The sequence below is a fragment of the Streptomyces sp. NBC_01390 genome (assembly GCF_045040105.1).
Classification (GTDB): Bacteria; Actinomycetota; Actinomycetes; order Streptomycetales; family Streptomycetaceae; genus Streptomyces.
In genome coordinates this window covers 5,821,166-5,834,259 of sequence record NZ_CP109551.1, presented here as the reverse complement: position 1 = coordinate 5,834,259, position 13,094 = coordinate 5,821,166, and the positions used below count along the sequence as shown (strand labels likewise).

8 protein-coding genes are annotated in these 13,094 nt (G+C 68.9%); 5 read left to right on the top strand and 3 right to left on the bottom strand.

The genetic code is table 11. From position 1 onward, the window contains the following. Positions 1-290 precede the first annotated feature (290 nt). From OG241_RS26325 to OG241_RS26310, 4 genes are all read left to right on the top strand, one after another. The gene (locus tag OG241_RS26325; RefSeq protein WP_405818484.1) at positions 291-644 is read left to right on the top strand and encodes a hypothetical protein; all 354 of its coding nucleotides are present in this window, start codon (positions 291-293) and stop codon (positions 642-644) included. 325 nt (positions 645-969) lie between these two features. Continuing rightward, positions 970-3,567, top strand: coding sequence for an ATP-dependent chaperone ClpB (gene clpB / locus OG241_RS26320; protein WP_405818482.1), 2,598 nt, complete (start codon positions 970-972; stop codon positions 3,565-3,567). A 114-nt stretch (positions 3,568-3,681) separates the two neighbouring features. Beyond that, positions 3,682-4,212, top strand: coding sequence for a YbjN domain-containing protein (locus OG241_RS26315; RefSeq protein WP_405818481.1), 531 nt, complete (start codon positions 3,682-3,684; stop codon positions 4,210-4,212). Between the two features lie 492 nt (positions 4,213-4,704). After that, positions 4,705-6,438: an LPXTG cell wall anchor domain-containing protein gene (locus OG241_RS26310; RefSeq protein WP_405818479.1), complete on the top strand. Its 1,734-nt coding sequence runs from the start codon at positions 4,705-4,707 to the stop codon at positions 6,436-6,438. 76 nt (positions 6,439-6,514) lie between these two features. Here OG241_RS26310 and OG241_RS26305 read toward each other — a convergent pair whose 3' ends face one another. From OG241_RS26305 to OG241_RS26295, 3 genes are all read right to left on the bottom strand, one after another. Then, the gene (locus tag OG241_RS26305; RefSeq protein WP_405818477.1) at positions 6,515-8,521 is read right to left on the bottom strand and encodes a hypothetical protein; all 2,007 of its coding nucleotides are present in this window, start codon (positions 8,519-8,521) and stop codon (positions 6,515-6,517) included. 270 nt (positions 8,522-8,791) lie between these two features. Then, the gene (locus OG241_RS26300) at positions 8,792-10,360 is read right to left on the bottom strand and encodes a hypothetical protein (RefSeq protein WP_405818475.1); all 1,569 of its coding nucleotides are present in this window, start codon (positions 10,358-10,360) and stop codon (positions 8,792-8,794) included. A gap of 117 nt (positions 10,361-10,477) precedes the next feature. Then, positions 10,478-11,668, bottom strand: coding sequence for a pyridoxal phosphate-dependent aminotransferase (locus OG241_RS26295; protein ID WP_405818473.1), 1,191 nt, complete (start codon positions 11,666-11,668; stop codon positions 10,478-10,480). An 871-nt stretch (positions 11,669-12,539) separates the two neighbouring features. Between OG241_RS26295 and OG241_RS26290 the strand changes: the two genes are divergently transcribed. Further along, a complete protein-coding gene (locus tag OG241_RS26290) occupies positions 12,540-13,058 on the top strand; it encodes a DUF2617 family protein (protein WP_405818472.1) in 519 nt (172 codons plus the stop codon). Positions 13,059-13,094: the final 36 nt, after the last annotated feature.

Below are 13,094 nucleotides of genomic sequence, written 5' to 3'. Positions count from 1 at the left end.
TCGATTGTGTGGCCATGACGTGCCCGAATGAGCCATCGTCTTACTCGACGGGGGAAAGAGGGACCTTCAAGTGAGGACGAAGCCGATTATGCGTAAGAAAATGCTTCGCTGGGTGCTTGTCGCCGCCTTCTCCGCCGTCGCGACCTTCGGAGCACTGGGTGGTCTGTCCGGTGCGGAGGGTGACAGTAGGGCGGACAGTGTCTGGCCGCCGGCGAGCACGCATGCCGTAGTTGCCGGTGACAGCGTTGCGCAGTCCTCCAACGGTCTGTTTGACAGCGTTTGGGACTGACATGACAAATCCACCCGACGACCGTTCCTTCCGTCGCGAAATGGCCACCGCCTACCGCTCCGGCTGGCACTTCATCGACCTGGTCACCGCCATCCCCCACAGCGGTGACTCGCTGATGGTGACCGTGTTCGGAGAGCCGGTCGTCGTGACGCGGGACGACGAAGAGGACGTGAGGGCATACCGGTGTCTGCGGCGGCCTCGGGGGGCGCCGCAGCCCGTACGGTGTGCGATTCGGTACGGAATGATCTTTGTGAACCTGGATCAGCGCGACCACCGGCTGGACCACCCCGACATCCCGGATCTCCCCGATATCCAGGACGTACAGACCATCTCAGCCACCCCCCGCAGTGCCTGACGCGATTCCCCCGTCGCAGTAGATCGCTCAGGTGCTTCCCCCCAGTAGCGGCGTCACCGTGACCTGAACACGGTGACGCCGCTGCTATTTCTGGTGAAATTTCGGGGTTTGGGTGTCACCCGATACGGGTACGGCATCTATCTCCTTGGCTGAAAGCAGCCGTTCCCTGTCGCCGTTTCCGCCGTCCATCCGTCATCCAGGATGGGCGGTTTTTCCGTCTGTCCGGCCGCCCCCACTCGCACCTTGAGTGGAATAGACTCAACTTTGTGTACGTTGGCTGTGTCAGTCAGGACTGGGACCAGTACAGGGAAGGGAGACAGCGACCGTGGACGCCGAGCTGACCAACAGGAGCCGGGACGCGATCAACGCGGCCACCAGCAGGGCCGTGTCCGGGGGGCACCCGGACCTGACCCCCGCGCACCTGCTGCTGGCGCTGCTCGCGGGGGAGGACAACGAGAACATCGTCGACCTGCTGGTCGCGACCGACGCCGACCAGGCGGCCGTACGCTCCGGTGCCGAGCGCGTCCTCGCGAGCCTGCCCAGCGTGACCGGTTCGACCGTCGCGCCCCCACAGCCGAACAGGGAACTTCTTTCGGTCATCGCCGATGCGGCCGAACGGGCGAAGGAGCTCGGCGACGAGTACCTCTCCACCGAGCATCTCCTCATCGGCATCGCGGCGAAGGGCGGCCCCGCCGGGGACGTACTCTCCGAGCAGGGCGCCGGCGCGAAAAAGCTGCTGGACGCGTTCCAGAAGAGCAGGGGAGGGCGTCGCGTGACCACAGCCGACCCCGAGGGCCAGTACAAGGCCCTGGAGAAGTTCGGTACGGACTTCACGGCCGCGGCCCGGGAGGGCAAGCTCGACCCGGTCATCGGCCGTGACCAGGAGATCCGCCGGGTCGTGCAGGTGCTGTCGCGCCGTACGAAGAACAACCCGGTCCTCATCGGCGAGCCCGGCGTCGGCAAGACGGCCGTCGTCGAGGGCCTCGCCCAGCGCATCGTGAAGGGCGACGTCCCGGAGTCCCTGAAGAACAAGCGGCTGGTGTCGCTGGACCTGGGCGCGATGGTCGCCGGGGCGAAGTACCGGGGTGAGTTCGAGGAGCGCCTGAAGACGGTCCTGGCGGAGATCAAGGACTCCGACGGCCAGATCATCACCTTCATCGACGAACTCCACACCGTCGTCGGAGCGGGCGCCGGCGGCGACTCCGCGATGGACGCCGGCAACATGCTGAAGCCGATGCTGGCGCGCGGCGAACTGCGCATGGTCGGCGCGACCACACTGGACGAGTACCGCGAGAGGATCGAGAAGGACCCCGCCCTGGAGCGACGCTTCCAGCAGGTCCTGGTCGCGGAACCCTCCGTCGAGGACACGATCGCGATCCTGCGCGGCCTCAAGGGCCGGTACGAGGCCCACCACAAGGTGGTCATCGCCGACAGCGCGCTGGTCGCGGCGGCGACGCTCTCCGACCGCTACATCACCTCCCGTTTCCTCCCCGACAAGGCGATCGACCTGGTCGACGAGGCGGCGTCCCGCCTCCGCATGGAGATCGACAGCTCCCCCCTCGAAATCGACGAACTGCAGCGTGCCGTTGACCGGTTGAAGATGGAGGAACTCGCGCTGGAGAGGGAGACCGACCCGGCCTCGCGCGAGCGCCTGGAACGGCTGCGCCGCGATCTCGCCGACAAGGAGGAGGAGTTGCGCGGTCTGACGGCCCGTTGGGAGAAGGAGAAGCAGTCCCTCAACCGGGTCGGCGAGCTGAAGGAGAAGCTCGACGAACTGCGCGGCCAGGCCGAACGGGCCCAGCGCGACGGCGACTTCGACTCCGCCTCCAAGCTGCTCTACGGCGAGATCCCCACCCTGGAAAGGGACTTGGAGGAAGCCTCGGAGGCAGAGGAGGAGGCGTCCAAGGACACCATGGTCAAGGAGGAGGTCGGCCCCGACGACATCGCGGACGTGGTCGGCGCCTGGACCGGCATCCCGGCCGGCCGTCTCCTGGAGGGCGAGACCCAGAAACTCCTGCGCATGGAGGAGGAGTTGGGCCGCCGGCTCATCGGCCAGTCGGAGGCTGTCCAGGCGGTCTCGGACGCCGTACGGCGGACCAGGGCCGGTATCGCGGACCCCGACCGCCCGACCGGCTCCTTCCTCTTCCTGGGCCCGACGGGTGTCGGCAAGACGGAGCTGGCGAAGGCGCTGGCCGACTTCCTCTTCGACGACGAGCGGGCCATGATCCGCATCGACATGTCGGAGTACGGCGAGAAGCACAGCGTCGCCCGCCTCGTCGGCGCCCCGCCCGGCTACGTCGGCTACGAGGAGGGCGGCCAGCTGACGGAAGCGGTGCGGCGCCGCCCGTACAGCGTGGTGCTCCTGGACGAGGTCGAGAAGGCCCACCCGGAGGTCTTCGACGTCCTCCTCCAGGTCCTGGACGACGGCCGCCTCACGGACGGCCAGGGCCGCACCGTCGACTTCCGCAACACGATCCTCGTCCTGACGTCGAACCTGGGCAGCCAGTTCCTGGTCGACCCGCTGACGTCGGAGGAGGAGAAGAAGCAGCAGGTGCTTGAGGTGGTCCGGGTCTCCTTCAAGCCGGAGTTCCTGAACCGACTGGACGACCTGGTCGTCTTCTCCGCCCTGAACGGGCAGGAACTGGAGCGCATCGCGGCCCTCCAGATCAACCGCCTCGCCAAGCGTCTGGCCGAGCGCCGCCTCACCCTCGACGTCACCCCGGCCGCCCTGGCCTGGCTCGCCGCCGAGGGCAACGACCCGGCGTACGGCGCCCGCCCGCTGCGCCGCCTCATCCAGACGGCGATCGGCGACCGCCTCGCCAAGGAGATCCTGGCGGGCGAGGTCAAGGACGGCGACACGGTCCGCGTGGACGCGTTCGGGGAGGGGCTGATCGTGGGGCCGGCGAGTGAAAAAACGCTCTGAGCGGAATTCTGAGCTGAATTACGCCAACCATCGGTGAACCGTCAGGGGCGGGGGTTGCCACGCCCCGCCCCGCATGGGAGAGGATGGCGGAATCCGTACGAAGGGAAATTCACGGTGACCATCGACCCGTCCTCGATTCCGAACTTCGGGGGCCAGCCCGATCCGCAGTCCCAAGGACCGGCGGGCCCCGTCGTTCCGGATCAGGACCTTGTGAAGCAGCTCCTCGAACAGATGGAGCTGAAGTACGTCGTCGACGACGAGGGTGACCTCGCTGCGCCGTGGGAGCAGTTCCGTACTTACTTCATGTTCCGCGGTGAGGGTGACCAGCAGGTCTTCTCGGTGCGGACGTTCTACGACCGGCCCCACCCGATCGAGGGGAAGCCCGCGCTTCTCGAGTCGATCGACGACTGGAACCGCCGGACCCTGTGGCCCAAGGTGTACAGCCACACGCACGACGACGGCACCGTTCGCCTGATCGGCGAGGCGCAGATGCTGATCGGTACGGGCGTCAGCCTGGAGCACTTCGTTTCGTCGACCGTGAGCTGGGTGCGGGCCGCGATCGAGTTCGACAAGTGGCTCGTCGAGCAGCTCGGCCTGGAGCCGGACGCCGATGACGCGGAGAAGCCCGAGGACGACGAAGCGTAGTCGTGCCCGTTCGCGGAGAAGCCCGGCCGGAAGGCCGGGCTTCTCGCCGTTTCCGGGTCGGCCGATGTCGATTCGCGATTCGCTCGTAGGCGACTTGAAGGGCTGATACCGCCGTCGCCGAGGTGACCGGGAGGAGGGCGGGGTGCGGCAGGAGCGGGAGCCGGAGGACCTGATCGAGGTCAAGCTGCTGTGCGGCCGGAAGCATGTGATGGTTCGCGCCGGCGAGGTGGAAACGGAGCCCAGGCGTGGCACCGGGGCACGGGGTCATCGGGTCCGGTGAGACGGTGCGACCGCGTCTCGGCGAAAAAGAGTTTGAGACGGCAACCTTTTCGCTCTGGCCGGCCACTGAGGGGTGTACCGACGAGGGCAAGCCGTGGTCTGCGGCGCTACGCCCTCTGTGTGAACACCTGATCGGAGCACTACGTGTCACCTGACGACCCGAGATCCGCCGAGCAGCTGATGCCTCGGGGGCGCACGCCGCGCCGTAGCCGGATGCGTCGGCGCTTTGTCGTGGGGGCGGTGGCGGTGCTCGCCGCCTCGGCCGGTGTCGGAGCGCTGGCGCCCAGTGCGGGCGCCGCGGCGACCGTCGGTATCCGTGTGGATGCCCGTACCTCCCTGGGCACGGTGCCCAGCAGCGGGGTCGGCCTCAACACGGGCGTCGGCGACGAGAACATGGGCACCGCCAAGGTGACCTCGCTGATGAAAGGCGCGGGAGTTCGGCAGCTGCGCTTTCCCGGCGGCTCCGGCGCGGACGGCTACCACTGGAAGACCCACACCATGGAGGACGGCGGCTGGATCGTGCCCAACACCACCTTCGACCATTTCATGGCCACCGCGAAGAAGGTCGGCGCCCAGCCGATCGTGACCGCGAACTACGGTTCCGGCACCCCCCAGGAGGCCGCCGACTGGGTCAAGTACGCCAACGTCGACAAGGGCTACGGCGTGAAGTACTGGGAGATCGGCAACGAGGTCTACGGCAACGGGCACTACAGCGACGGCAAGGGCTGGGAGATCGACAAGCACGCCGACAAAAGCCCGACGGAGTACGGGAAGAACCTGGTCGCCTACGCGAAGGCGATGAAGGCCGTGGACCCGAAGGTGAAGATCGGAGCGGTGCTCACCACCCCCAGCGGCTGGCCGGACTCGGTGAAGGCTCCCGGTGACAGCGCCGACTGGAACAACACGGTGCTCTCCATCGCGGGAAAGTCGATCGACTTCGGCATCGTCCACTGGTATCCGGGCGGCACCACCACGGCCGACCTGCTGAAGACCCCCTCCAAGATCGCCGGTGTCACGTCCACGCTGCGCTCGCTGATCGCCAAGTACGCGGGCTCGCACGCCGCCTCGGTCGAGATCTCGGTCACCGAGACCGACGCCGCGTTCTCGCCCGCCCTGACCAGCCAGGCCGCAGCCCTGTTCGCGCCGGACACCTACATGAGCTGGTTCGAGCACGGCGCCACCAACGTGGACTGGTGGAACCTGCACAACGGCACGAGCGAAGCACCCACCACCGTCAACGGCCAGACCGACTACCAGGACGGGGGCATTCTCTCCGCCGGCACCTGCGCCGGGGGCAAGTGCCAACCGGCGCGCGAGACGCCCTTCCCCACCTACTGGGGCATCCGCTCGCTGACCGCACTGGCACAGCCCGGCGACACCATGGTCAAGTCGTCCTCGGGCACATCGTCGGTCGCTGTGCACGCGGTGCGCAGCCGCAACGGCGGTCTGAACGTCATGCTGATCAACAAGAGCCCGCAGAACGCGGCCCAGGTGTCGCTCTCGTACGCCGGATTCACCCCGGCCGCAGGGTCGGTCACGACCGTGTCGTATGCCAAGGGTGGCACTGCCCTGACGACGGCGAAGCGGGGCACGGCGGCCGCACAGACGCTGCCGCCGTACTCGATCACCACCCTTCAGCTGAAGTCCGCGCCGGGCACCGCCCGCGCTGACAAGGCCGTCCCCGCCCCCACCCCGACCGCCGCCACACCGGTTGCCCCCGCTTCCGGCACGACCGGCACCCGGGCACAGGCGGAGGCACAGGCGCAGACGGAGAACGGCGCACCCGTCGGCGGGCCGACCCCGAACGGCAGCACGTCCGGCCCCCTGGCTTCCACCGGGGCGAGCAGCGCTGTCACCTACAGCGGCCTCGGTGGCCTGCTGGTCATCGCCGCCGGCGGCCTGCTGGTGCTTCGCGGACGTCGCCGCAAGGCGTTGCACGGGAAGTGAGACCGCGTGAGTGACTGACGGCCCGGCAGCAACGCCACCCACCCGTGGCGTGCGCGCCGGGCCGTCGGCCTCCGGATCAGCTGACCCTGACCGTCCAGGACGAGGAGTACGTGCTCACCAGGCCGGTGGTGGCCGGGCGGTAGACCCGGAGCGTCCATGTCCCTGTGCGCAAGAAGGTGATCTTCGTTGGGGCGCTGCCGTCGGTGGTGAGGGTGGCCCTGGTGAGGGTCGCCCATGTGCCGTCCTTCTGGCGGGCCTGGAAGAGCAGTCCGGTGCCCTGGACGTAGGGGGAGCTGTGTGCGGTGTAGGAGACGGGCCTGCCGTGGACCGCGGTGGTGGCGGGCCTGCTGACCGTGAGCACGGCCCTGACGCCCGAGGTCAGGGTCTGGCTGGTCGAGGACGTCCATGTCAGGTTCTTCGCCGCGGTGACGGCACGCCAGACACCGTTGTACTTGGCGGTCGTGGTGTAGGAGGCCTTGCCGGTGCTGTCCGCGGTGACGGTCGCCTGGGTCTTCCAGACGGTGGTTCCCGTCCGCTTGTACTGGAAACCGACCCTGGCGCCGGCCGCGGGCTTCGCGCCGGTCTGGGTCACGGTGGCCGTGAAGGTCGCCTTGCCGCCGTAGACGCTGGTCGCCGGACCGGCCAGCCGGGTCGTCGTGGCGGCCACGACGCGGAGCGGCAGACCGCTGACGGTGGTGTCGCCGTACTGGGAGACGGTGGTCAGCGTGACGTCGTGCACCCCGATGGTCGTGGCCTTCCAGGTGCCGGAGGGCCGCGCGGGATAGCTGCCGGTGGCGAACGTCGTGCCGTCGACGTCGAGGGTCCAGTGCTCGGCCCGGCTGACGCCGTCGGCGGCGGAGGTCGTGACGGCGAACTTCCGGCTGGTGCCGGCCACGACGAAGTCCTGGAAGCCGTCCGTCCAGGTCGGCGTGACCTCGGACACCACCCTGACCGGCAGGTCCGCCCGGCCGTGGGCGCCGCGGTTGTCGACCGTGTCGAACGTCAACGTGTGGGTGCCGTAGGGGAGTTGGCCGGAGTCGGCGATGAAGCCCTCGGTGTTTCCCGGGTAGGTGTAGGCGCCGACCGGCGTCGTCGTCCGTGCCTTGCCGTCGAGCGACACGGTGGTGCTCACCGGGTAGGCGTAGTTGAGGTTGTGCGGAAACGTCTTGTTGAGCGCCGACGGGTAGGCGTAGTTCACGATCACCGGCGTCTGGTCCGGGCGGATGACGCTGCCGAGCTTCGGCGTGATGGTGAAGCCGTGGTCGACCAGGGTGACGGCCGGGACCGGTGAACCCGCGCGGCCGTCCTTGTCGTAGGCCACGACGAAGAGGTCTCCGGCGTAAAGGCCGGCCGGGACCGTGCTCGTGTTCAGTGTGGTGGTCCACGTCGCGTCGCCGTCCGGATCGGTCAGCTCGACAGGGGCGGGCCAGGTTCTGAGGGGGCTGAAGTACCGCACGCGCGAGACACCGCCCGCGCCGGTCGCGGTGGCTCGCAGGGACAACTCGCCGTCCGCGGACAGGCCCACGGGCTTGTGGCTGGTCCAGGCGTCCTCGCCGGGCAGATCGGGCAGGGTGACGACCGGCCGCTCGTTGTCGACGGTAACGGCGGTGTCGGCTGTGATGCTCCGCGGGCGGGGGCTGTCCACCTCGACGTGGACGGAGTTCGCGCCGTCGTTCACCAGCGGCGCGGCCACCCCGTTCGCGGAGCCTCCGAACTGCTGGGTGGCGGCGGTGTCCAGGGTCGCGTGCAGGGTGCAGGAGGGCAGGCAGTCGCCCGGGGCCAGACTGAACGTCTGCTTGACCGTGCCGGTGCCCTCATCCATGACGCTGCCCGTGATGCTGACCACGGCCACGGTCGGCTCGTCGCCCGGGTCCGCGTGCACCGTGAAGGTGACATCGGTTGTGCCGGTGACCGGCTGTCCGGCGCTGACCGTGCCGTCGCCTCCGGCGGCGGAGGTTATGCCGTCGAACGTGATCACGGCACCGGTGTCGTCCGCGACGGCGGCCGACGCGGGCACGACGGCGCACAGCACAGCGGCACTCGCGGCGACGGCGAGCGATCTGACAGATCGGGATGTACCCACGTCTCTCCTCCTGGGCCTGCCACATGGCTCGGCGGAGGCGCCGGATGCGGTCCGCGAGCTGCCTGCGCTCAGGGCCCGGTTCCTGACGGACCCGGAAACGAGAGACGGAGCGCCGTCCATCCCCGCGTCACTGTGTACAGGCGGGAGGGGAGTGGGTGGCCGGTGTGGCAGGAGCTTGAAGATCCTCGATCGACTCCGATCGCGTGTCAAGAATCTCGCCATTTGTCCCAAGGAGTGGAAAGCACGGCCCGGTAGCCGGCCCGCTCGAGGTCACCCCGAGGCCAGTTGCTCCGCTATCTCCGCGATCCAACCGGACGTCTTCGCCGGGTCGTTGAGGGTCTCGGCCCACGCGTCCGGCTCCAGCTTGTGCTTGGCGGGGCCGGATTTGAGGGCGATGAGCAGGGACCTGGCGGACTCCCGCATCTCGGCCGTGGTGTTCCCGGAGATGTCGGAGCCCGCCGCCAAGGCGTAGATCTCCCGCGCCATGGCCTGGCGTTCCCCCTTCGACACCTTCTTCCAGAACTTCAGCGCGTGCTTCAGTGACTCCGTGCGGGAGGCCGCCTCCGCCGGGGTCCCGCCCTGCGGTGCCCAGCGCTCGGGGTGGTGGACCTCTTCGTAGCGCTTCGTGGCGGCGCGGAGCGCCTTGTACATGGTGACGCCGAGGACGAGACCGGCCCCGGCCCCGGCGAGGCCCCAGCCGACCGGGTTGCTCGCCAGCCCGACTGTTCCCGCCGCGACCGCCGTCACGACGCCGGCTGCGGCCTTGACGGACTCGCCCCCGCCACCGGCCGCCTCCTTGCCGATCTTGGTGAGCTGCTTCTTCCTCGCGTACTGCTGCACCGTGCTCAGCTTTTCCACGTCGTTCTCGGCGTGCTGGAGGGTCTCGCCGGCGTCACGGGCTTCACTCATCGCCTCCCAGGCCGCGTCGATGGCCTCGGAAACGAGCTCCAGCCGTTCCGGGCCCTCATGCTTCCAGTACGAGTCCAGCGCGACGTAAGCCTCCGCTGCGGCCCAGTTGGCCTGCTCGCGCGACTCGTTCAGCCGTGCCAGTGCCCCCGCCTGGACGAGATGGGGATCTCCCAGCTTCTTGATCTGCTTGTACTTGCTGGCCGCTCCCCCGATACGGAAGGCGGCCCGCATGCCCTTGATCGCGCCGACGGAAGCGCTGGCGATACCGCTCGCCTCGGATGACACTGCCGCGTCCGCCGCCTTCTGGATCTTGGTCACCTCCTTGGCGATGGCGGCGCTGTAGCTTCCCGAACCGGCGGCGCCGACGACCGTGTCGACCCCCTTGGTCTTGGCCTTCTTCTTCGCCTTGTGGTGGTCGGCCCCGGTCTCGTGCTTCTTGGCGTCCTTCATGTTCTTGTACGCGTCCATGCCGTTGACCACGGTGCCGGCGGCCTCCGTGAGGAGGTTGCCCGACGCCGCGGACGCCCCCGAGGCGGCGGCGGAGTGCTTGAGGCCCTCATTGGCCGCGACGGCGGCCTGCTGGGTGAAGCCCGCGTTGGTGGGGGTCTGGAAGCCCTTGATGAAGGTGTCGATGGGTTCGAGATTCTTCTTGAACCTGTCGAGGAGCGCGGCGATCCGGTCGCGGTAGTTCTTCTTCGCCTTGGGGGACGCGTCGCTGTTCGCCGCCGCATTCCCTCTCTCGGTGTCCCGGACGCGTTGCACCATCGCGGTCGTGGCCCGGTTGCCGGCGCGGGACTGCATCTCCAGTAAGGCGCGCTCCGGCGGGCGTGCGGACGTACTCCCGGTCCGGCTCCCTCCCTCACGGTGCCGGGCCGATGCCAGGACCGCTGCGGACTGCCGTGTCGAGGTGCGGTGGATCGGCGTGCTCATGGATGTACCTCTCCTGTACCGGACCGGGGCGAGGCGAAGGTAGCCAGACCTGGCCAACAGGAGGGGTACGGCGGAGAAACTCCCCACGGACGCTGTGGGGTGCGAAGGGGAGCGGGTTCAGGAAGCCAGGCGCCGCAGGCGGCTGCCGGCCTCGACGAGGACGTCGTCCTTCTTGCAGAAGGCGAAGCGGACCTGGCTGCGGCCGGCGGCCTGGTCGTCGTAGAAGACGGAGTTGGGGATGGCGACGACGCCGCAGCGTTCGGGGAGGGCGCGGCAGAACGCGTAGGCGTCCTTCTCGCCGAACGGGGTGATGTCAGTGGTGATGAAGTACGTGCCCTGGGGCTGGTAGACCTCGAACCCGGCCGCGCGCAGGCCGTCGCCGAGCAGGTCGCGCTTGCGGTGGAGGTCGGCGCGGAGGCCGTCGAAGTAGCTGTCCGGGAGGGTCAGGGCCTCCGCCACCGCGTACTGGAACGGGCCCGACGCCACGTACGTCAGGAACTGCTTCGCCGAGCGCACCGCCGTCACCAGGTCCGGCGTGGATGTGACCCAGCCCACTTTCCATCCGGTGAACGAAAACGTCTTCCCGGCGCTCCCGATAGAGACCGTCCGTTCGCGCATCCCCGGGAAGGAGGCCAGCGGCAGATGTTCGGCGTCGTCGAAGACCAGGTGCTCGTACACCTCGTCGGTGACCACCAGCAGGTCGCGCTCCACGGCGAGCTGCGCGATGGCGGTCAGCTCGTCGCGGGTCAGGACCGTGCCCGTCGGGTTGTGCGGGGTGTTGATCAGGAGCAGGCGGGTGTGGGGGGTCACCGCTGCCCGGAGTTCGTCCAGGTCGAGGCGGAACGAGCCGTCGTGGGGGCGCAGTGTGACCGGCACCCGCGCGGCGCCCGCCATCGCGATGCATGCCGCGTAGGAGTCGTAGTAGGGCTCCAGGGCGACCACCTCGTCGCCCGGCTCCAGCAACGCCAGCAGGGCCGCCGCGATGGCCTCCGTCGCGCCCGCCGTCACCAGGACCTCTCGGTCGGGGTCGTACGACAGTCCGTACCGGCGCTCCTGGTGCGCGGCGATCGCCGTACGCAGCTCGGGGACGCCAGGACCCGGCGGGTACTGGTTGCCGCGGCCGTCGCGCAGCGCCCGTACGGCCGCCTCGCGGATCTCCTCGGGGCCGTCGGTGTCCGGGAAACCCTGGCCCAGGTTGATCGAGCCGGTGGAGACGGCGAGCGCCGACATCTCGGCGAAGATCGTCGTCCCGAACTCGGCGAGCCGGCGATTGAGGAAGGGGCGTGCGCTGCTGGTCATGGTCGTCATCCTGCGCCGAAGCTCTGGACTTCCTCAACTCTGCTTTGGCAGGTGAGACACGCGGGCATCCCCACGTCACGCAAGACGACGAGGCGCCCACGGGGGGCCGCCTCCGGGGAACGAAAGGAGGGTGACGTCATGGCCGTAGCCTTCATCGCCCTTGTCATTGTGGTGGTCCTGTTCATCATGGCGGCCCTGGTGTCCGCGGTGGTCCGGGGTGCGCGGGGGAGCCGGCAGTCGCTCCACTCGGGGCACAGCCGGCAGAGGCGTGGGAGCGGGGGAAGCGACAGCTGGTGGGCCGGGGGAGCGGCGGGTTCCAGCGCTTCCGGCGACTCCGGGAGCAGTTCGTCGTGCGGTTCGAGCTCGTCCTGCGGAGGAAGCTCGTCGTGCGGCGGTGGATCGTCCTGCGGGGGTGGCGGGGGCGGATGCGGTGGAGGCAGCTGACACGGGGCAGCTGAGCTCCGGAAGGGGGAACCGCATCCGACCGCAGGGTGAACGCCCGCCGGGACGACGTGTACGCACGTCGTCCCGGCGGGCGCTCGTACGACCGGCTCGTGGCCGTCCGTCGCACGCTCGGGCGTACGCCGCGGTTGAACAGTTGAGCTGTGAAGCCCCCTGAGGGATGGAAACCCCACGAAGTTGGGTAAAAACGCTGTGGCGGCGCCACCGTTCATGATTCCCTCTAGACCATCAACACAGCCTTTGGATGTCCATGGATCTCCCCGGATCTCCCCGGATATCCATGGAATTCAATGGATGTCACCGGATATTCCTTCTGATGACTGGGCTGACCGGGCCGACCTTCCGGTGTCGACGACCTGTGTCGACCGGGGCGCGCCCGACACACACACCTCCCTTTGCGTGCTAGCGGAGCCGATCCATGCTCACGACCCTGAACACCACCTACAGCGACACGCGCGCGGCCGACCTCGCCTGGGCCCTGGGCCGGGAGCCGTTGCCCGCCCTCGCCACCCTCGACATCGAACTGTCGGACGCGAAACTCCAGTTGAGACTCCTCGGCGCCTCCCACCAGGTGCTCCTGGAGGAGCGACAGGGCGTTTGTTCGGAGACGGTCGCGTGCATCCCGGGATCCCGCACCCCCCTCCCGCTCGGCGTGGCCAAGCGGGTCGACGACTGGGAGTACGAGTTCGCGGCGAGAGTCGAGGTCCTGTCGCCGGGGTCGTTCGCCGGGCGCGCCCAGGAACTGCTGGCCCTGGTCGCCGACCATCCGCACGGCCTCGCCGGCGTCTTCCCCGGCAGCCCGCACGCCTTCACCGCGATGCTGGCCCAGCGCCACGAGGGCCAGGTGCACTGGCGCACCTGGCACGCCTATCCGCAGGACGGGCAGCTGGTGGCGACCAGGACACGGGTGGGGGTGCGGGTGGCGGCGGCCCGTTGAGCGGTGGGTGCGGGCCTTCACACCGGTTTCCGCCGC